Annotated in this window: 16 protein-coding genes; 5 read left to right on the top strand and 11 right to left on the bottom strand. The window is 63.4% G+C overall.

Annotated elements, in window-relative coordinates; translation table 11 throughout:
• Window positions 1-56: 56 nt before the first annotated feature.
• From VM621_RS11815 to VM621_RS11805, 3 genes are all read left to right on the top strand, one after another.
• Window positions 57-626 carry a hypothetical protein gene (locus VM621_RS11815; protein ID WP_325469147.1) on the top strand — a complete coding sequence of 190 codons (570 nt, stop codon included), beginning with the start codon at window positions 57-59 and terminating at the stop codon, window positions 624-626.
• 468 nt (window positions 627-1094) lie between these two features.
• The gene (locus VM621_RS11810) at window positions 1095-2201 is read left to right on the top strand and encodes an alpha/beta hydrolase (RefSeq protein ID WP_325469146.1); all 1107 of its coding nucleotides are present in this window, start codon (window positions 1095-1097) and stop codon (window positions 2199-2201) included.
• Window positions 2202-2422: 221 nt separating this feature from the next.
• Window positions 2423-3496 (top strand): DUF5694 domain-containing protein, encoded by a 1074-nt coding sequence (locus VM621_RS11805; protein WP_325469145.1) that lies wholly within the window; start codon window positions 2423-2425, stop codon window positions 3494-3496.
• A gap of 104 nt (window positions 3497-3600) precedes the next feature.
• On the opposite strand, the gene VM621_RS11800 is transcribed toward VM621_RS11805, so the two are convergent.
• Genes VM621_RS11800 through VM621_RS11790 form a run of 3 tightly spaced genes read right to left on the bottom strand, consistent with a single transcriptional unit; the run spans window position 3601 to window position 5877 of the window.
• Complete coding sequence (locus tag VM621_RS11800; protein WP_325469144.1) at window positions 3601-4221, bottom strand: NADPH-dependent F420 reductase; 621 nt, start codon at window positions 4219-4221, stop codon at window positions 3601-3603.
• Between the two features lie 29 nt (window positions 4222-4250).
• Window positions 4251-5192, bottom strand: coding sequence for an SDR family oxidoreductase (locus VM621_RS11795; RefSeq protein WP_325469143.1), 942 nt, complete (start codon window positions 5190-5192; stop codon window positions 4251-4253).
• A gap of 49 nt (window positions 5193-5241) precedes the next feature.
• Complete coding sequence (locus VM621_RS11790; protein ID WP_325469142.1) at window positions 5242-5877, bottom strand: NADPH-dependent F420 reductase; 636 nt, start codon at window positions 5875-5877, stop codon at window positions 5242-5244.
• A 117-nt stretch (window positions 5878-5994) separates the two neighbouring features.
• Between VM621_RS11790 and VM621_RS11785 the strand changes: the two genes are divergently transcribed.
• Window positions 5995-6558, top strand: a complete 564-nt coding sequence (locus VM621_RS11785; protein WP_325469141.1) for a helix-turn-helix domain-containing protein — start codon at window positions 5995-5997, stop codon at window positions 6556-6558.
• A 23-nt stretch (window positions 6559-6581) separates the two neighbouring features.
• On the opposite strand, the gene VM621_RS11780 is transcribed toward VM621_RS11785, so the two are convergent.
• From VM621_RS11780 to VM621_RS11760, 5 genes are all read right to left on the bottom strand, one after another.
• Window positions 6582-7817 (bottom strand): MFS transporter, encoded by a 1236-nt coding sequence (locus tag VM621_RS11780; protein WP_325469140.1) that lies wholly within the window; start codon window positions 7815-7817, stop codon window positions 6582-6584.
• A gap of 28 nt (window positions 7818-7845) precedes the next feature.
• The gene (locus VM621_RS11775; RefSeq protein ID WP_325469139.1) at window positions 7846-8412 is read right to left on the bottom strand and encodes an OB-fold nucleic acid binding domain-containing protein; all 567 of its coding nucleotides are present in this window, start codon (window positions 8410-8412) and stop codon (window positions 7846-7848) included.
• A gap of 19 nt (window positions 8413-8431) precedes the next feature.
• On the bottom strand, window positions 8432-9166 hold the full coding sequence (locus VM621_RS11770; protein ID WP_325469138.1) for a hypothetical protein: 735 nt from the start codon (window positions 9164-9166) through the stop codon (window positions 8432-8434).
• A gap of 152 nt (window positions 9167-9318) precedes the next feature.
• Window positions 9319-10644, bottom strand: coding sequence for a sigma-54 dependent transcriptional regulator (locus VM621_RS11765; protein WP_325469137.1), 1326 nt, complete (start codon window positions 10642-10644; stop codon window positions 9319-9321).
• The gene (locus VM621_RS11760; RefSeq protein WP_325469136.1) at window positions 10635-12071 is read right to left on the bottom strand and encodes a sensor histidine kinase; all 1437 of its coding nucleotides are present in this window, start codon (window positions 12069-12071) and stop codon (window positions 10635-10637) included. The genes VM621_RS11765 and VM621_RS11760 overlap by 10 nt, the downstream gene beginning before the upstream one ends.
• Before the next feature lie 204 nt (window positions 12072-12275).
• Between VM621_RS11760 and VM621_RS11755 the strand changes: the two genes are divergently transcribed.
• Window positions 12276-13295, top strand: a complete 1020-nt coding sequence (locus VM621_RS11755; protein WP_325469135.1) for an alpha/beta hydrolase — start codon at window positions 12276-12278, stop codon at window positions 13293-13295.
• Window positions 13296-13393: 98 nt separating this feature from the next.
• Here VM621_RS11755 and VM621_RS11750 read toward each other — a convergent pair whose 3' ends face one another.
• From VM621_RS11750 to VM621_RS11740, 3 genes are all read right to left on the bottom strand, one after another.
• A complete protein-coding gene (locus VM621_RS11750) occupies window positions 13394-16183 on the bottom strand; it encodes a TonB-dependent receptor domain-containing protein (protein ID WP_325469134.1) in 2790 nt (929 codons plus the stop codon).
• A gap of 418 nt (window positions 16184-16601) precedes the next feature.
• Complete coding sequence (locus VM621_RS11745) at window positions 16602-18641, bottom strand: glycoside hydrolase family 2 protein (RefSeq protein ID WP_325469133.1); 2040 nt, start codon at window positions 18639-18641, stop codon at window positions 16602-16604.
• Window positions 18638-21013, bottom strand: a complete 2376-nt coding sequence (locus VM621_RS11740; RefSeq protein ID WP_325469132.1) for a GH92 family glycosyl hydrolase — start codon at window positions 21011-21013, stop codon at window positions 18638-18640. Before VM621_RS11740 ends, VM621_RS11745 begins: the two co-directional genes overlap by 4 nt.
• Window positions 21014-21059 lie beyond the last annotated feature (46 nt).

The raw sequence follows: 21059 nt of genomic DNA, 5'->3' as shown, positions 1-21059 counted from the left end.
CATAACTAGAGGTAAGGTCGCTTCACCCACCGGCCCGATCGGGCCCCGGAGGAGCGATGAAGAAGTCGCGGTTTACCGAAGAACAGGTCATCTACGCGCTGCGCCTGGCCGAGTCGGGAACGCTCGTCACGGATGTCTGCCACCAGCCCGCGCCAAGTCTTGCCATCACCGCAGCCTCATCAAAGCTCGACGAGTCAGGCAAAAGGAAATTCCGCTCAATACTTGTCAGCAACGTGGACTGTCTGAACGACGATGCCGTGATCCTTGCATCCACCGATGGCAATCATTCCTGGCTTTGCCCACGTGTCGATAAAGCCGCTTATGGTCACAACCTTTTCATCCATGCCCGAAAGTTGCCGGGACATGGAGTCATCACCACGCGGCACCAGCACGGGCAGGCAGGCACCAGGCATTGCCTTCCGATCTCGCTTGTCTGCAGGGTAAATCGCTTCGTGTTCGAACTGGTACCGAAGGTAGCCAGTGAGCGTGACCTTGCTTCCTACGACAAATGTCTTCTCTGTCAGCAGGGGATCCACCTCCATCCGCTTTGGGTGAACGGAAACGCAACCGCTGGCAAACACCAGCAGGGCAAGGCAAATGACCCGAGGAACGTCCGGCCATCGTGAAGGAGCCCCCACCATTGCTACCGAGTGCGACCGTGAGACGTCAGCGTTTCTGGTATGCATTGAGTTGCGTCCTTGTCATATCGCGCTGAAGTCGATCCAGCGAACCGCCAATTACACGATATTGATACTGTCCGTCGACTTTCTCAACAACGCCGGAAATGCCACTACGAACCAGATAGTTCGGGAATTTGTTCCTCGGGACAACATCGTCATCTCCGAAGCCTGGACCGCCCAGCTCTTCGTAGACACTCAAGAGCCGGTTTGTGCGTAACGCCGCCCGAACCCTACCGGGGATAGACCGGTAGTGAAGCGCCTGCGCGGACGTGTTGGGAGAAGGGCCGCGTTTAGGTGTTCCCGGATGCTTGTTCCCAGATGCTTGTTTCTGGACCAGAGCCTCGTAGGCAGGCAAATCCGGACAAGCTATATTTCGTGCGGAATGGCGCGTCCGCCATTAAAGGGGAGTTAACCGTGACGAGATGGATTGCGCTGGCCCTGGGGCTGGCTGCCGTTGTGTGGGGACCACTTTCGATTTCCGCCGATGCACCTGCACGGAATCCGGCACACGAAAGCCTTTCGCCTTCGTGCAAGGGCAAGCCGGCCAAGGTCGACGATTCGGGCTTTGTCGTCATTGGCGGAATCGAGCAGTGGGTGACCGCCAAGGGAGACAGCTGTGCCAACCCGGTCCTCCTCTTCATCAGTGGCGGCCCCGGCAATCCTCTGAGCGGACTTTCCGACAGCATCTACAGCGCCGGCGAGCGCGACTTCATCGTCGTTCAATGGGACCAGCGGGGATCCGGCATGACCTATGGGCGCAGTCCTCCGGCGCCGGACGAGAAGCTGACCATAGCGCGGATGGCGCAAGACGGAAATGAGCTGGCTGCCTACCTTGCCAAGCGGTATGGAAAGCGGAAAGTCATCTTGTGGGGCAGTTCCTGGGGCTCGATTCTTGCCGTCCATATGGCCAAGGCGCATCCGGAGTTGTTCTATGCGTATGTGGGTACGTCTCAGGTAGTCAACTCGGTTGAAGCCCAGGCCGCGAGCTACAAGAAGCTGCGGGCACTCGCTACGAGTGCGAACGACAAAGATTCCCTCGCCGTGCTCGATCAGGTTGGATCACCTCCGTGGACCGATCCTCGCAGCTTCGGGAAGGTGCGCCGGGTCATTCGCAAGTACGAATCGAAGGTAACGTTGCCACCGCCCGACAGCTGGCACCGAGCGCCAGCCTACACGACGGAAAAAGCGGAGGCGGATTACGAAGCCGGCGAGGACTACTCATTCATGAACTTCGTCGGGATGCACGGTGACGGCATGCTGTCGCAAGTGGATCTTCCGACGTTGGGAACGAACTTCACCATCCCTGTCTTCTTCGTCGAGGGTGCGCATGATCTGCTGGCGCCTCCGGAACTGGCGCGCCAGTACTACGAGAGCATCAGCGCGCCGGAGAAAGGTTGGGTGTTGCTGGAGCATTCCGGGCACGACCCGAACCAGGAAGTCGTAGACGCAGAGTACAAGGTGCTTCGCGAGAGAGTGTTGCCACTGACGAATGCTCGAGCGCCGATGCATGCTGGAAAATAGTGACAATGCCGCAGGCCCGAGACGTACTTCGTGTGCGGTCTCGGCTTGGCTCGTCGAATAAGCGATGCATCGTCGAGGTCCCTTAACCTTGTCACTTGAGCCTATAACCGTGCCGCTGCCCCTTTACCCTGCACTGTGGCTGGATGCCCTGCCTTCCGGCACTGACATGGCGCGCCGTAGGGACCCTATCGTCCTTAGCACGCCCAAGGAAGCTGAATGTCATGCTGAAGCGCTTGCTCTTGTGCCAACTGTTGTTGCTCGTCGCCATGCCCGCCGTGGCGCAGACCTCGGCGCGACTCCCTGCATTGAATGTACCTGACGCTGCGCCGGCGACACGGATCCTCGTCTTGGGCACGGTGCACTTGCGTGGTGCTCCTAAAGGCTTCAAGGTCGACTCGCTCAATCCCGTGATTGATCGCCTTGCAGTCTTTCAACCAACCGTGATCACCGTCGAAAGTACCTCCGGAGAGATGTGCGACTTGATGGCGCGTCATCCGGCAGTCTACGATCCCGTCGACGTCAAGGAGCACTATTGCCGCGACGCGAGCCATGCGAGGACAGCGGCTGGCCTGGACCTGACGGCGGCGCTCGCCGAGATGCGTCATTCGTTGAGTCATTGGCCTGACCATCCGACGGCATCGCAACGACGGCGGCTCGCGGCAGTATTTTTGGCTGCCGGCGACAGCACTTCCGCCACCGTGCAATGGCTGCAATTGGCTGTCCCCGAGCGTCGCGCCGGGGACGGCCTGGACAACGAGCTCGTCGCTGCGCTCGACCGGTTGGCCACCGGCACTAATAGCGAGAATTACCAGATCGCCGCGCGACTTGCCGCACGGCTCGGCCTCCAGCGCGTTTTCCCAGTGGACGACCACGCAAACGACGGCATCGATGTCGGCGACCAGGAGGCCTATGGAAAAGCCGTGTCGGCGCAGTGGGCGATTGCCGCACCCCGGCGGAAGACGATGGATGACGAACAGGATGCACTGCTGAAACGTGGTGAGATGTTGAGCCTGTATCGCTTGATCAACCGTCCTGAGAGCACTCTTCTCGCCAGTCGCACCGACTTTGGCGCCGCGTTGGCGGACCCGTCGCTGGAGCACTATGGGCAGCGCTACGTGGCCGGCTGGGAGGTTCGTAATCTCATCATCGCCGCCAACATCCGCATAGCGTCCGGCGCTACGCCGGGCGCTCGCGTTCTCGCCATCATCGGTGCGACGCACAAGCCATGGCTCGACGGGCTACTAGGACAGATGCAGGGTGTCCAGATCGTCGACGCGGAGCAAGTCCTGCGTTGAGTCGATGCAGGCACCGCTTCGCCTCGGGATGCCTCGGACAGCCAGGATGGGTTCCACGTCGCGATCTCCCTGCGCCACAAGGGCTCTGGGGTGGTCGGAACGACTCAGCCGATATCGACCTTGATGGCGATGTCCCAAGTGCCGGCGCCGTTCTTGGCCAGGCCGATCATCATCAGGCCGAGCGCTTCAAGCGACTGGGACATATGCAAGCCGCCAACGTCCAACGGACGCAGCCCCAGACTTTCCAGGAAGGCCGAGACGCGCGCCTTTGCGCCCGCATCGTCGGCTGCGATGAACGCGTCGAGACGTCCACCTTTGGTCAGCACGTGACCGAAGATGGCATTGAATGCCTTGACGACATGGGCGCCCGCCGGAACGCCCTTGGCGGTCTCCTGCGCAGCGGAACTGCCTTGGGGGGTGACGAGGCCCGATAAGTCCGCGGCGACGGGGTTGGTGATGTCGATAATCACTTTACCGTCGAGGGCTTTCCCAAAGTCGGCCACGACGGCTGCCGCGCTGGCGTACGGCACGGCGAGGATGACGATGTCGCCTGCCAGTTCCGCTCCATAGGTGCCCGTCGTTGCTCCCGCTGGGAGTTGGTCAGCCAGTGCCCGCGCCTTGGAAGGGTCGCGGCTGACGAGTTCGACGGTGTGCCCGGCCTTGGCGGTACGGACGGCTATCGCCGCGGCCATGCCGCCCGATCCGATGATGCTGATAGTGCTCATGTAAAGTCTCCTCGACGGTTGGGGTCAAGTCAGTGGGCAGGAAAGTAATGGCCGTTGTCCAAATCGGCGAACAGGCCAGGCTGCGTCGGTTCCCAACCGAGGACCCGGCGCGTGATGGCGGCGGACGCCGGGGTGTCCAGCGTGACCAGATTTGCAAGGAACCCGAAAAAGCCCGGCAACATGAGGGCGTCTGCGGGAATGGACACGGCCGGCAGGTTCAGGCGGCTGCCAAGGGCCTCGGCGAGCTCGCGAAAAGAAAAACCTTCATCCGCGACCGCGTGCCAGTTCTTGCCGGCGGCACCCTTCTCTAGCGCAAGGCGGAACACCGAGGCGAGATCGCGGGCGTGCACCGCGGTCCAGCGGTTTTCGCCGTCTCCGGGATAGCCGACGACGCCCTTCTCCTTGGCGAGCCCAATGAGCAGCGGCAGGAAGCCGGCGTTATCGGTGCTGCTATGCATGATTTCGGGAATCCGGACGATCGAAGACCGCACGCCCTGCTCGGCGAGACCGATCACCGTGGTCTCCACGATATTGCGAACCCGTAAGGCGCCTTTGTACGAATCGCCGCCGGGAAGGGACGGATCCTCCTCCGTAGCCGGCCGCCCCAGACCTTCCCACCCGGGTCCGCCGATGCTTGCCGACACGACCAGCGGCTTTCCCGTCCCCGCCAGCGCCTCGCCGTACGCCAGCATGATCTCGCGCTCTGCGGCAGCCACGGCGTTGATCCCGCCTGTGGGAAGCAGGTCTTGCCTGTGCGCGACATGGACCACGCCGTCGGCGTTCGCAGCCGCGGCCTTGAGCCCGTCGACGTCCTCGAGACTACCGCGACGCACCTTGGCGCCAAGCCTGGACACCGCCTCCTCGGCCTTGTCCGACCGGGCAAGGGCGGTGACTTCATGCCCAGCGGCGATGAGGTCGGAGATGATGTAGGGGCCGGAATGGCCGGTCCCGCCAGTGACAAAAACGTGCATGTGCTGCTCCTTGGAATGATGGGGTACGTCAGGTCGGGTGCGTGCGCTGTCAGCCGACAAAGCTGACGCCGATCGAGAAGTTGGTGTGTTTGATGGAGTGGGCCATGAGGCCCAGCGTGAGCATGCAGACGTGCTCGAGCGTCCGCGCCATGAGCAGCGATCCGACATCCAACGGCCGCTGTCCGAGGCTCTCGATGAACGCCGAGACCCGAGCGTTCGCCCGCGCGTCCTCTCCGGCCACGAACACATCCAGCGGGTGCCCGTCGACCGAACCGGCTTCGACGACGTGGGAGTACAGGGTGTTGAACGCCTTCACGACCTGCGCGTCGGCAGGTGCGGCCTGGGCGATCTCCTTCGCGCCGAAACTGTCCTCGGCGGTCAGGAAACCGGAGAAATCGGCTTTGATGGGATTGGTGATGTCGACGAGGAGCTTGCCTGACAGCATTTCGCCGTACTGCTTCAGCACATCCAGGACGGCTGCGTAGGGAAGCGCCAGGATGACGATGTCCCCGGCCGGGGCGGCGCCGAACGTTCCTGTCGTCGCGCCAGAGCCAAGCCGCCCGACCAACACCTGTGCCTTCGCGGCGTCGCGACTCATCACCTCCACGGTGTGCCCGGCCGCTACGGCAAGGCTACCGATCGCGGCTGCCATGCCACCTGATCCGATGATGCTGATAGTGCTCATGCGCAGTCTCGTGGTGAGTGGGCGGTGGTCGTGCTCCTAAAATCGTACGGTTTGCGGTACGATATGGATCACTGATCCAAATATATGGACCAGTGATCCACTTGTCAAGGGCGCCCCATGCGAGCCGACGCAAAAAAGAACTACAGCCACATCCTTGCGGTCGCGCGTGAGGCCGTCACCGAGCATGGTGCCGATGCGTCGATGCGCGATATCGCCCGCCGGGCCGACGTCGGCCTGGCCACGCTGCTTCGCCATTTCCCGACGCGAGAAGCGCTGTTCGAAGCGCTGCTGTGTACGAATCTGGACACGCTGACGCAGAAGGCAGACGAACTCGAAACGTCGACGTCACCCGGCGAAGCGCTCGTGTGCTGGTTTCGCGAATGGGTGCGATTCGCCCAAAGCTACAGGGGCGTCGTCGCGCTGATGGCGGCCGCCCATACGAATCCCGAATCCGCTTTGTATGCTTCGTGCGCAGCGGTGCACTCAGCCAGCGCGCGAATACTGCTTCGCGCTCAGGCCGAAGGCACGGCGCGCGCCGACATGAATGGGGACGATCTGTTCGCGCTGATGACGGCTCTCGGCTGGGCGGTCGACCAACCCTCGTTCGCCCCAAGGGCGGATCATCTCGTTCACCTTATTACAGGCGCCATCCTGACAAGTCCGTCGAAACGGAAACGATGACAAGGGCTGGACTATCCCACGCATCACGGAACCTCGTTGTCGCCTGCCCCGTGTCCACGCGGCGTTGTCCCCCTCATGAGTTTGGCGACACTCAACCAAAGCAGCAGCGACCCGAGCGCTATGCCGCCGAGCAACAGAAACGCCACGCGGTAGCCGAAGTACTGGGCAAGCACGCCACCAAGCAGCGGACTCAAGGCCGCTCCGACAGCCTGAAGCGTCATGACGGCCCCCTGCCCGACGTTGACATGGCCGGAGCCTTCCAGCAGGCGGGCGACCAGGGCGGGAACGGCGACGCTTTGCAGCCCGGCACCGATGCCATCGAGCGCCTGCACCGGCCACACACCCCATGATTTGATAACCAACGCGGCGACCACACCCCGCACCGGCAAGGCCAGGAACGTGATCAGGATGATCGACCAATAGCCGTGCCGCCGCAGCGATCGCATGGCGACATAGGAGGCGAGGATCATGACCAGTTGCGCGACCACGACCGTCTTCGCCGTGAAAATGGCCGGGTCTCCCTCGTGCGCATTCACCACGGCCATGCCGTAGAGCGGAAGCATGGCGGCGTTGCCGAGGTGAAACAACGCAAGGGCGGCGCCAAGGACCATCAGCGGGCGGCTTGCCAGCAGCACTTTGTAGGCAGGCAACGGATGCTGCTCGTCATCCGCCGTGAAGCCACGCGCGGCGCGGTGGTCGATGGCGCCGGCGGGAATAAGCAAGACGCTGACGATGGCGAGCACCGCGGAACACGCCGCCAGCACGAAGATAGCGCCGAATCCGAAGCGCCATCCGAGGTAACCGGAGGACGCCGCGGCGACGACGTTGCCAGCATGGTTGGCGATCTGGTTGCGACCGAACTGCTCGGCAAAACCCGACTCGCGCACCATGCCCAGCGTGATGCCCGCCAGCAGCGGTCCAAGGGCCGCGCCGCCGATGGCCGTGGCCATCTGCGACGCGGCCACCCAGGCATACGCCTGGGACCGCCAGAGCAATAGCGACGCAAGCACGGTAAAAATGCTGCATGTGACCACCAGCGATCGCTTGTAGCGCGTCGCGTCGACCAGGGCGCCCGCGGGACCGGTCGACAACATGCCCGCGATGCCGCCGATGGTCATCACCGACCCTATGGACGCCGGATTCCATCCCTTTGACTGCAGGAAAACACCAAGGAAAGGTCCTACACCGGCCTGGACGTCGGCCATGAAGAAGTTGAGCGCTTCAAGCGCGCGCCGCCCTTTGCTCGTACGCATCGTCATGGCGTCGGTCCGGTGAATGGTCAGGCAGTCAGTGCTTCTTCTTCGGAAGCGGCTCGATGGAGTCGACATCCGCACCGATGCCATCGGCCTGGATCACCGCCCCATGCGGCGTGTCCAACCAGCGGCCTTCCACACCGATGGACTGGCCGACAACCAGCTGTTCGGCTAGCGCATCGGCCGCATGCGGCGGTATGCGTACCGTCACACCGTCTTCGAGCAGGAAGCCGTGGACGTTTCCTTTCGGACCATGCAGAAGCCGCGCAATGTCGCCCTCGTACAACCAGCGCGAACCGTCGTCCTCGGGGTGATGCTTCTCGTGCGTGCCGCGGGGGCCTTCGTCCAGGATGCGTTTTCCCTTTGGCGGATCGATGGCCACGGCTACCAGCAGGTCGACCTCACGCAACGCGACGCCGCGCACCTCGACGACCACACCGGGTTTCAGTGCCTTTGCAATGGCCGCGGACAAATGCGGCGGTGTGTGAACCTCGGTGCCGTCGTCGAACAACAAGCCGTCGATGTCGCCGTGGCCGTTGAGAAGAAAGCGGTTGAGTGCGCCGCGGGTAACCGGCAGCCGATCGGGATCAAGGTGGTGCATGCGAGTCTCCAGGTAAAAGTCAGGGTGTGGGCGGCGGTGGCGGGTTGGCTGGGCCTGGCGGTGGGCCCACTGGCCGCTCCGCGCCAGGCGCTGGACCGATGGCGGTCACCTGCATCGCGCGCCCGAACGGCGAATCGATGCCGAAGCCCTTCGCACTCAGGTGTGCGCCAGGGCGAAGCAGCGGATTGTTCCGCGCCGCGGGAGGTGGCACCCGGACGATCGGACCGTTATCCAGAATCGCGCCAGCCACATCACCGCGGGGCCCATAGACCGGCTGCACGACGCGCCCGTTCGCTTGCATCGGTTGTAGCGGAGGCGGCGGTGGCGGAGCCACAGGCGGTAGCGGCGGCGTGTCCGTCAGTCGTTCGCCGTTGGACAAGCCGATCGACGCGGCTCGCACGAGCGGCAGCGCGCCGATACGAAATCCGTCGATCGCGACGCGGTCGCCTGCTTTTGCTTTCCGCGCGAGCGCGTTGCCCAACGGAGGCGGAACCGTCACTTGCGTGCGGCCATCCAGAAGCATGCCGTCGACATCGCCGTTGGGGTTGACGAGAAAGCGGCTGATGAGTCCCGTGATGTTGACTTGCTGCTGCGCCGAAGCGACGGGCGGACCGGGCGGAGCGGGCGGCCCATCGGCCGGCGCAGGAGGGGGCGCACCCGGCGCCGCGGTCTGTGGTGAAGGCGTCGCCGCGTTGACGTCGGCCAGGCCAAGGCAGGCGACGAGCGCAGCAAGATAGAGGGGGCGATGCATCATGATTCGACTCCGTGACAGCGGTGGGGAGGCCGCTGACAAAGTCGTTGCACGCGCCGTGCCAACCCGGCAAGCCCTGTGCGATGCGCCCTCGCGCCGTCACGACGCCGGGGAGTGTCCGTTTCGGGGACAACCATGTGTCCTCGAAAGAGACATCACTCCAGGCCGTAGTCCACCAGCTTGCGGTAGAGCAACTGCCGTCGAATGCCCAGGCGGCGCGCCGTTTCTGCGCGGTTTCCTCCGCTTTTCGCGAGCGCGTCGACAATCATCGACCGTTCCAGGCGCGCGACGGCTTCCGGAAGATCGGTCACGGCATCGTCATCCACAACTGCCGGCGCGGGCGAAGCGAACATGCTCGCAAGGTCGGCGGCGTCGATAACACGGCCTGCCACCAGAACGCGGCAGCGGTCCATCATGTTGCGCAGTTCCCGCACGTTGCCTGGCCAGTCATAGGCCTGCAGAGACGCCACCGCCGTCTCCGTCAGTTGCTTGGCGGGCAGATCGCCGTCGCGCAGAAATCGCTCGGCAAGCAAGGGAATATCTTCGCGACGATCGCGCAGCGCGCCAAGCTCGATCGGCAGAACATTCAAGCGATAGAACAGGTCGCTACGAAAGCGTCCGTCCGCGATCAGCCCATCGATCCGGCGATGCGTGGCAGCCAGCACGCGCACGTCGACCGGCACGGGCTGACTGCTGCCCAAGGGCGTTACGGCGGCTTCCTGAAGCACTCTCAACAATTTGGCTTGCATGGCGAGCGGCATGTCGCCGATTTCGTCGAGCAACAGCGTGCCGCCGTCGGCTTCGCGAAAGTAGCCCTGTCGCTCGGTCGTAGCGCCAGAGAACGCGCCGCGCCGATGGCCGAACAGTTCGCTCTCGAGCAGGTCCGCCGGTATCGCTGCGCAGTTCACGGCGACAAACGGGCCTCGCGCACGCGCACTGGCCCTGTGCAGAGCGCGGGCCACCAGCTCCTTGCCCGTGCCGGTTTCACCCGTGATAAGCACAGGTACGTCGCTGCCGGCAGCCAGGCCGATCCGCTTCTGCACCTGTCGCATCGCCTGGCTGTTGCCGGCGAGCTCGGTGTCGTCATCGACCGATACAGGAGCGACAGGCCGATGCGCCGATGTAAGCGCGCGGGTGACGATCTCCGCCAGGGCAGCGCGCCCGATCGGCTTGGTCAGATGATCGAAGGCGCCCAGACTCATCGCATCGATGGTGTTTTGCCCGGAGGCGAACGCGGTCAGCATCACCACCGGGACAGCTTGCAGCCGGGCGTGCTCCTGACGCCGGCGCAGGAACGCGATGCCATCCATCCTCGGCATCCGGTAGTCGACGAAGGCGAGTTCGATCGGCGCTTCCTGCAGCATGGCCAGTCCTTCTTCGCCATCGTGCGCAACGAGGACCTCGTGCCCCATCGAGCCGAGTGTCACCGCAAGGGTGGTGCGGAAATCGTGGTCGTCGTCGATCAGCAGGATCAGCGCCATGGCAACTCCACGATGAAAGAGGTAACGGCATCGCCGCGTTCGTGACGGGCCGTCCCACCATGCGCCTCGACGATCTCACGGACCAGCGCAAGCCCGAGGCCGTTGCCATCGACACGATCGGTAACGAAGGGCTCGAACAGCCGGTCGGCCACCGCGGGAGATATCGCGCTGCCCTGGTTGCTTACCGCCATGATCAGCCGGTCCGCACCGATGTGAATCGCCCAAGGGATCTTCGTACCTGCCTCGCGGTGTTGTAGCGCATTGCGCAGCAGATTCACGCACGCACGCTCCACCTGCGCCGGATCCATCGACCAGCTCGACACGCCGGCGTCGATGTGCAGCGTGATGGCGGTGGCATCGTCGCCGAGGGCGTTGACGACCTCTCGCGCCCACGACGCGACGTCCACGACTTTGAGCCGGACACGCACCGGCTGGACCATGCCGAGCAGGCTTTCGACCAGTTCGTCGAGCTTGCTCACCTGGGCCAGCATCAACGTCAGCGACGAACGCGCCGCCGCGGGCGCCGCATCGCCCTGCAACGCCAGCGCGTTCTCCGCTGCCAGCCGCAGCGTGGCGATGGGATTGCGGATTTCATGCGCCACGGTAGCCGTCATGCGCCCAAGCGTGGCGAGCCGCTCGTGGCGATGTGCTGCCGCCTTCAGTGCGGCGGCGGCCTGATGGCTTGCTGCAAGGCGCGTCGCATAGTCGACGACGGCCTGGGCCAGCCGATCCAGCTCCGGGGAACCCGTCGGCGGCAGATCGGGAATGGCCTCGCTCCCGGCCAGGGATCGCTCGATGAGGACGAGCCGGCGCGACCAGCGCCGCATGATGGCGGCCAGCGCGGCCGCCGAGGTCACGGTCAGTGCGAGCAGGACGGCAGCACCGGCGGCGAAAAGTGTCGACGAGCGGCCGGGCGCGGTCGCGACATGGGTCATCGTCCAGCCGGCGCGATGCGCGTCGATCGGACAGGCGGCGATCAGCAGCGACTCGCGCTCGCTCGAGCGGGTGTAGTCGGCCATGGCACCGCGCTTGAGCGCTGCCGCCGCCGTTGCCGCCAGGTTGGAACGTTCCGCGTCCGGCACATCCGTCTTCGACCCGGAGCCCTGATACGTCGGGTAGGCATAGGCGACGAAGCCCTGCCGGTTATCCCATATCCCGCCCTCGATGCCCTCTGCCTCGTCCAGCACGAGCTGGACGACGACATCGGCCAGTCCGCCAGCTTGCGAGTCTTCGCGAGCCGCGGTACTGGCGCCGTTATACCGACTGACGATAGCGGCGCAGGTAGTGGCCAGCGTCCGCTGCGCATGCGTGAGCTGTGCCGTGCCGGTCTGGTGCCACGCGGCGAAGAGCAGCCCGGCGATACCCAGGCACGAGGCGAGGACCAACACCCACACCAGAAACAATTGACGGGACAGTGTGGTTGGCATGCGGCACCGCGGACAAGGACGCCTGGAGGGTAAGCGGCCGAAGGACTGCCTTTTGTGAATATGCCAACGCCGGCATTTGTATCGCAACGTATCCCGGGACGGCCCGGACACATTCCCAGGGGTTTGACGGGGGCGACTGGACACATCCGAGACGACTCCGCCTGGTCTCCTAGGGTCGTCAAGCCACACACCCCGGAGAACTCCATGAACAAGACCATTGCCCTGGCGATCCTCGCCGCCCTGGCTGGCCCGATCGGCAACGCCCACGCCCAGTCCGCGCAGCCAGCGATCTCGCAGGTAGCCCAGCCGGCCCCGGCATCGCAAGATCCCCTGGGTCCACTGAAGCACGTCCACGCCGGGGTACTGGATGTCGCCTATGCCGAGCTGGGCCCGGCGGATGGCCCGGTGGTGATCCTCCTGCACGGCTGGCCCTACGACATCCACAGCTACGACGATGTTGCCCCTGCCCTAGCGGCCAAGGGTTACCGCGTGCTGGTGCCGTATGCGCGCGGCTACGGGCAGACCCGTTTCCTCTCCGCCGACACCATGAGGAACGCCGAGCCCGCCGCGCTGGGTCAGGACGTCATCGACTTCATGGACGCGCTGCACATCAGGCGCGCGGTCTTCGGTGGCTTCGACTGGGGTGCACGCTCGGCCGACATCGTTGCGGCGCTATGGCCGGAGCGCGTGAAAGCACTGGTCAGCGTGAGCGGCTATCTCATCGGCAGCCAGGAAGCCGGCAAGAACCCGCTGCCGCCGGAGGCCGAATACCAGTGGTGGTATCAGTACTACTTCGCTACCGAGCGTGGTCGTCTCGGCTACGAGAAAAACCACCACGACTTCGCCAAATTGATCTGGCGTAACGCCTCGCCGAAGTGGAACTTCGACGACGCGACCTACGAACGCAGCGCCCAGGCATTCGAGAATCCGGACCACGTCGCCATCACCGTCCACAACTATCGCTGGCGGCTGAACCTGGCCAACGGCGAGGCGAAATACGACGGGCTCGAGAAGCGACTTGCTCAGGCCCCGAAGATTTCAGTGCCGACGATCACGCTGGAGGGCGATGCGAACGGGGCGCCGCACCCGCAACCGGCGGCTTATGCCGGGCAGTTCACCGGGAAATATCAGTTCAGGCTGATCACCGGTGGCATCGGTCATAACTTGCCGGAAGAAGCACCGGAGGCCTTTACCCGGGCTCTTATCGACGCCGATCATCTTTGACGCCAATCGAGGTGGGCAACATTCTGGGTTGCCCACCTCTGCCTATCGGCGCCTCACGCGTCCTCGATGCGCCGCTCCCTTACTGAAGAACATGCGGCTTACAACTTGACCTTTACACCCAAGTTGAAGAACCGGCCGATCGCACCGTCCTGAGCGTACGTCGGGTTGTAGTTCGTGGCGGCATAGTTGGCAACATCAAGCGGCGCCTTGCGATCGAATGCGTTCATCACCGAAGCAGTGACGGCAATCCTCGGCGTGAACTGGTAGCTGCCGGTGAGGTTGAACTCGGTGAACGAACCCACGCGGCAACTGGAATAGCCATCGGGAATGCAATCACTGCCATACACATCCGGCGCCGTGTTCTTCAATCCGCTGGTGTGATAGAACGTGCCGGTAAGGGTGAGATTGTTCCAGATCATGGTGTTCGACCATGATTCGCGGTATCGCGGCGTACCTGCGCCGGACGACAGGTTGTAAGGACCGTGCGTGCCCGAGAAGGATTCCACCGTCCCATCGGGAAGCGTCAGCTTCCAGGTAAAGATATCCGTTCCGCTGAAATCGGAGATGTACTGGATACCGTTACCGAAGGCGAAATGGGCCTGCAAGTCGACGTCGAGGCCATCGGTCTTCAAGGAATTGGCATTGATATAGCTGCCGACCACTTCGATCGGACGCGCCAACGCGTTGGGATTGAGCGGATCCGGCTTATCGGCGATCACCTGAGTGCCTGCCGGCAAGGCTTGGCCGGCGTAGTAGGCATCGAGAATCGCATTGGCGTCGGTCGACGTGATCACATCGGTTTTCTTGATGTGATAGTAGTCGAACGATGCGTTCAGCCAGCTGGTTGGCTGCAACACGACGCCCAGCGTGTAGCTCTTCGCCCGCTCCGGCTTGATGTTCTTGTTGGCATCGGTGAACTCCGCCAGTTGGTACGCTTGTACATACCCGTTGTTGCCATGTGCAGCCGCGAAGTCCGCTGGCGGATTGTACGTTACGAAACCTTCGCTGGAGCTCGAGCCATTCTCGGAAAAGCTCGGCGCACGCACGCCCTTGGAAAACGTGCCACGCACCGCCAGCCAATCGAGCGCCTTCCACTTCAGGCCCAGCTTGGGAGCGAACTCCGTGCCGATGTCGGAATAATGATCGACACGGCCGGACAGATCCGCTTCCAGCGAATCCAGCAATGGCGCATCGAATTCGAGGTAGGCCCCTTCGACATCGCGGCTGCCCTTCGTCTGCGCATTGCCTAGACCCTGGAACTCGTTACCGGGGTTCAGCGTCGGGTCGTTCTGCGCTTCGTGACGCAGCTGTATACCTGCTGCCATCCCGAGCGCACCGCCGGGAAGATCGAACAACGTGCGATTGGCCGCCAGATCGAGTGCATCGAGGTCCGACGTGGATGTCTTGTCGTAGCCTGGTGCGAGGGCATTCCGCACTGCCGCACCGTTGGATGCCGGGTTGAGGAAGTTGTAGCTGCCGGTATTGACCGCGTTGATCAGGCCCGCGTACGACAGGTAGCCGAACAGCTGGCTATCGAGGCTGGTGTGGTTGAGAACCAATGCCGCATCGTAGTTCCACTCGCCCCAGGTTCCGGCGACATCGCCGACGATGCGCAGGTTGTGATTGTCGTAGCTGCTGCCACGGGGAATATCGCCAAATGCATAGTTGAGCAGGGCCGCCTGACCATTCGCCGCGAAGGGGTTGTTCGGGTTGAGGCTGCCATTGCTCAGATAGACCGGCAGAGCAATGTTGTCGGTGTTGTTCGGCGTACCCGACTGAATCTGTGCCGGGGAAGCGATGGCGTCGGTCTTCGTCTCCATGTAGCTGAGCGACACGTAGGCCTTGGTCGTGTCATTGATCTTCATGGTCAGGCGGCCATAGACGCCGCCTTCCTTGGTCTTGGCCTGGATCTGACCGTACTGCGCAACGGTGTTCTGCTGGCAGTAGGTACCCGTGCCGTCGTTGGTGAGGGTGCCTTTGGCCCCGCAGCCGCCCGTCAGCAGGCTGGCGGTCGCACCCGTATTCGGGATGCCAGTGGTGACATCGCCGGGAGTACCCAATGTGCCGGGGGTAACCGAGCCATAGATCGAACCTGAGCCGTTCGCTGGCTGGCCGGTCTGCAGGTTGGCGCCACCGATGCTGCTCAGATCGGCCGTGTTGTACGGAAATCCACGGTCGCCCGCGCTGATGGCGTTGTCTTCTTGAAACTGTGCGCTGAAGTAGGCGTTGTACCCGTCCTTATTCAGGTCGCCGCCGCCGACGAGAAAGCTACCCTTTCGCGTGAAGCCGCCTCCGTGCGCCGAGTTGCCTATGTCGGCTGTCGCCTCCGCCCCCTGGTAGCCGGGCTTGAGGATCACGTTGACCACGCCAGCGATGGCATCGGCGCCATACAGCGACGAGGCGCCGTCCTTCAGCACTTCGATGCGATCGACGGCGGCCAGAGGGATCGTATTCAGATCGACAAAGGAACGCTGACCATCGTCGGCCACGGCATAGTTCGCGGCGCGATGCCCGTCGATCAGGACCAGGGTGGAGTTCACGGTCAGGCCTCGCAAGGCCACGCCGGACGAGCCAGCAGCAAAGCCACTGGTAAAGCTGTTGGGAATCGACCCGCTGTTATCGGCGGAGATGGAGCGAACCACGTCGGAGATCGTGGTGTAACCGCTACGAGCTATGTCCTTGGCCGAGATCGTCGTCACCGGCGAGGCGGTTTCCGTATCGATACGTGGAATAGCGGAACCGGTCACCGTAATGGTCTGCAGAGTGCTCGGGGCGCCGCTGGCTGCCTGCGGGTCTGCATCGTTAGTGGTGGACTGTGCCCACGCCGTGCTCGCAACGGGAGCGAGAAGAAACGCGGCCAACGCGCACGCAAGATTATTACGTTTCATAAAGACGACTCTCACCCTTATTTTGAGCAAAGTGGGCTAGCCCGACACGATTGTCAGGAAGCTTCAAAGCACTGTGGATGACGAGATCATGAGTAGGGGAAGAGCTCGTCTGCCAACGAGTCTTTCACCATCACTGTGTGCACACAAGCATTTAACACGGCTGCAGGGAGTTGCGATCCCACCGATGGTCTCGTGCGATTCCGCTTAAGAAACGAAGTAAATCGCTTGCCGGTCGCTTGTCTAGCAAGCGGGCAAGCGGCACCTTCCGCAACTACTCTCGTCTTGCCCGTCGCACCATCTTGCGTTCATTTCAACGCCCTTTCATCGGTATGAATGGAAGGCAACGTGACCGCGAACTTAAATAAAAATGCCGCATGCGGGAAGCATGCGGCAATCGATGAGCAGCGTGCAGCGTACGTCAGGGTTGGCTTCCTGCTCTGACAGTCGCCTCGTTGATCGCTCGAACCCTTCCCTCGTCCACCTTCTCGATCTTGCGATCGTACGTGTACAAGCCGTTGTGCTCACCTTCCACGTCGGTGATCTGGGTGTAGACACTGCCCGATACGCCGATACCCGGACCCTTGTCCCGGAGCACCGCAGTATTGGCGACGTAGCCGTCGTTGAGTGCGGCGTTGTCCTTGACGTCGCCGTAAGGATTGATCGCGGTATTGGGCCACATGTGCCCTTGGACGCCGAGCGTCAGGCCACCGTGTTCGCCGTCCATCGAGGCCCGCGTTGCATCGGGCGCCGGCAGGCCCGGCCCTTGATAGTCGTGAATATCGATGAGATCACCAGCGTGCGGGTCGCCCTTGGTGTCGCAGCAATTGGCGCCGCTGCGCGCATTGACCAGCCGCGACGGATCGAGCTTCTTGATCTGCACGGCCAACTCGGCGGCAGAGGGAATGCTCCACTGCCCCCAGCCTTCGTTGAATGGAATCCAGCCGATAATCGACGTCTCGCCCTTGAGCTGCTCGACGATGGCCGAAACGTCGGCGCGGAAACCCGCCTTGTCGGCGTCACTGAGTTTCTCGTTGTGCCCGTTCGGCAGGGCCGGCATGTCCTGCCAGACCATCAAGCCGATGCGATCGGCCCAGTAATACCAGCGTGCCGGTTCCACCTTGATGTGCTTTCGGATGGTGTTGAAGCCGAGATCCTTGGTCTTCTGGATATCGAACTTCAACGCTTCGTCGGTGGGTGCGGTGTAGATGCCGTCCGGCCAGTAGCCCTGGTCCAGCGTGCCCAGCAGGAAGGTCGGCTTGCCGTTCAACACGATCCGGTTGAGGCCGCCCACCTTCGCCACCGCGATCGTACGCAGCCCCGCGTAGCTGGTCACCTCGTCGCGTTGCTTGTCCTGCGCGAGCGTGGCCTTGAAGGTGTAAAGGAAAGGATCCTGCGGGCTCCACAGGCGTGGATGCGCGATCGTCAGGCGCAGCGGCTTGCCGGCGGGACCGCTCGCCTCGCCTGCCGGCTTGCCGTCCGCATAAGCCGTGACATGCAACGTCGCCTTCGCGCTGCCACCTTGCAGCTTCGACGTCACGGTGAAGCCGTCCAGGCTCCGCACCGCCGTGAAATCCAGTTGTGCCAGGCTGGTCGCCGGCACGGGCTCCAGCCACACCGACTGCCAGATACCCGAGGCCGCCGTATAGAAGATGCCGTCGGGCTTCAGCCGCTGCTTGCCGACCATCACATTGACGCCGTCCACCGGTGCGTGCACGGCGACGACGATTTCCTGCGGACCGGTCGGATGAAGCGCCTGGGTGATGTCCGCACCGAAGGCGGTGTAGCCGCCGGTATGCCGCGCCACTTCCGTGCCGTTGACGTACACCGTGGCGTCCTGCGCGACGGCGCCGAAGTTCAGGCGTACATGCCTGCCCTGCGCCGTGAACGCAGCAGGGATATCCACCAGGCGGCGGTAGACCATGAAGTCCGCATGCTTCTGCACGCCCGAAAGCACCGATTCGATCGGGTATGGCACCAACACCCGATCTTTCAGTGCTTTGCCGAACGACGGCTTGCCCTGCCCGTCGGTTGCCGCGTACTCCCATAGACCGTTGAGGCTCATCCATTGAGGATGGTCGAGGGATGGGCGGGCTAGCTGAGGGCGTGGGTATTCGGGCAAGGCGTTGCCGGGCGAGACCTCGGATGTCCAGGGCGTGGCCAGGGGGGCTGGCTTGCCGTTCCAGACGGCGGTCTTGTCGGGCGCCGCCAGGGCTATGGGCGCAAAGGCTAGGGCCAACGCCATGGTGGTCCAGAGGGGTGATCGTTCCACTCGGACCGATCGCCGCTGAAGCGGCTCCCACAGTTCTACGGTGCCTTTTAGTTCTGCTTTGCCATTTAGTTCTGCTTTGCCTTTCGGTTCTGCTTTGCCTTTCGGTTCTGCTTTGCCTTTCACTTCTGCTTTGCCCTCCACGTCTGCGATGGTCTTCATGCTTGCCGGGTTATTCATGGGCTGCTTCATGGGTGGGTCGTGGTGGGGGCCGACATGGACGCCGGCGCATCGTGCGGATCGGTGCCCCAGGTCGTGCTGGGCTCGGGGCCCATGGTCAGTTCCAGGGTGGCGCCGTTGACGATATCGGCGTGGCTGAACCAGGGCTTGGTCCAGGGCTTGCCGTCGAGTGTGGCGGACTGGATGTACATGTTCCGCCCGGAGTTGTTGCGGGCCACGATCTCGAACACCTTGCCGTTACCCAGGCGCAGGCGAACACGGTCGAAGATCGGGCTGCCGATGATGTAGTCCGGCGTGGCCGGGTCGACCGGGTAGAAGCCCATCGCGCTGAGCACGTACCACGAGGACGTCGATCCCTGGTCGTCCATGCCGGGGTAGCCATAGCCCGCGGCGTCGCTGCCGTACAGATCGGCGAGGATGCGTCGCGTCAGCGCCTGCGTCTTCCACGGCTGACCGCTCCATGCGTAGAGATACGCGGCCTGCTGGTCCGGCTGGTTGCCCTGCACGTACTGGCCGATCACGCCAGTGCAATCGCGGCAGATGCCTTTGGGCGCATACGGCGTATGAAAGAACGTGTCGAGCTTGGCATTGAACGCATCGCGTCCGCCAAGCAGGTTCATCAGGCCCTGTACGTCATGCGGGACCAGCCAGAGTGTGGACCAGCCCGAGCCTTCCTTCATCATGAAGTTGTAGTAAGGCTCCGCCGGATCGAACGGCGAAATCCACTTGCCGTCTTCGGTACGGCCGCGGAAGAACCCGACCGAGGGATCGAACACGTTGCGGTAGTTCGCCGCGCGACGCTGGAACATCTCGGCGTCGTCCGTCTTGCCGACGCGTCGGGCGAGATCGGCCAGCGCATGATCGTCCCAGGCATATTCCAGGGTCGTAGCCACGCCGGCCTTGCCGCCGGCATAGGGCGGGCTCGGGTTACCCGGCGGGACGATGTCGGAGATCCAGCCGTTCTTGTCGTATTCGGCGAGGTAACCACGCGGCCCCTTGGGATCGGTCGCGTTCTTGCGCAGCACCTCGTAGGCGCCGGCATAATCGAACGGGATGCCTCGCTGCATGGCACCGTCGTAGAGGAACACGGCGTGATCGCCATGGAACGAGGTGTTCATGTATCCGTGTTCGCGCGCCCGCTCCAGCTCGGAACGCATGATGTCCTGCACGACGTCAGGCTCGAGCAGCATCAACAGCGCGATCTGGTTGCGCCCGGTGTCCCAATACGGTACGGGGCTGTAAAGGTCGTACGCGGCGACCTTGAGCTGGCCCTTGGCGTCGGTGTACTGCTCGCCCTTGCGTGCGACGACACGTGGACTGGCGAACGAGTGATAGAGCGTCGAATAGAACAAGGCCCGCTGTTTCGGCGTGCCGCCGGTGACCTGGACGCGGTCGAACAACTGCGCCCATGCTTGCCGAGCTTTCGCGTGCACGCCGTCGAAATCCCCATCGGCCGCGTGCAGTCGCCGAGCCGCCTCGTCGGCGCTGTGACCGTGGGCAATCCTCACCACTACCTGATCGCCCTCCTTCGTGTCGAAGGTGGCGTAGGCGCCCGCATAGCTGCCGGACACCGTACGCTGGCCGGCCTGCACGTCTTCATGGCCGAGGCCTTCGCCCTTGTCGTTGATGTCGGCGTGGAACGTGCCGAAGCTGGAAAACGGACGCGAGAACTCCGCGACGAACCAGGGGCCGTCGGCGTCGTGGTTGCCGCGACTGCCGGTGTCGACACCGCGAATTGTGCGATCTCCGACCACTTCCACATCGCCGCCGGCGCGACGCAGGTTGACCACCACGTTCGAGCGATGGCTCGCCGGGAAAGTGAAGCGCATCAGGCTGGTCCACTGCGTCACCGTGAGCTCCGCGCGCGTATGGAACGTGGCCAGATCCACAGCGTAGTAACCCGGTGACGCCTTCTCGGTCGACTTGTCGTAATACGACGCGGCGTAGTCCGGCGGCACGGTCCAGTCGCCCACCACGGGCATGATCATCGGCGCGGCGCGCGCACCGTACGTCGAGCCGCCGCCGGTGAAGCCGATCATGGCCGGGCGCCCATAGGCGTAGGACACCGGAACGCCCGTGGCGAAGCTCAGGTCGGCATTGATATTGACTGGCGCCGCATCCGTGGAGCTCTGTGGCAGGCTCGCGCCCGGTGAGGTCATGCCGGAGTAGAGCGGCTCGCCCGGCGGCGGCGCGTTACCGATCAGTTCCTGCCGATCCAACGGTGCGGTACCGACCAGGGGGTTCGCGACGTCCACGCTCGATGGGGAGGCATGCGGCGGCTTGGCGTTCTGCGCATCGACCGCGCCGATACATCCAAGGGCGACCATCGTCAGCGCCACGGCGAAGGCCGGACGCCGGCGAAGCAAGGCGAGTGGGGAATTCATGTTTTCTTCCTGGGGACGGAAACGAACACGGGGCCGGGCATGACGC

The sequence above is a fragment of the Luteibacter sp. genome, assembly GCF_035539195.1.
Classification (GTDB): Bacteria; Pseudomonadota; Gammaproteobacteria; order Xanthomonadales; family Rhodanobacteraceae; genus Luteibacter.
The sequence above is the reverse complement of the archived record's forward strand: the minus strand, read 5'-3'. Positions and strand labels throughout refer to the sequence as shown.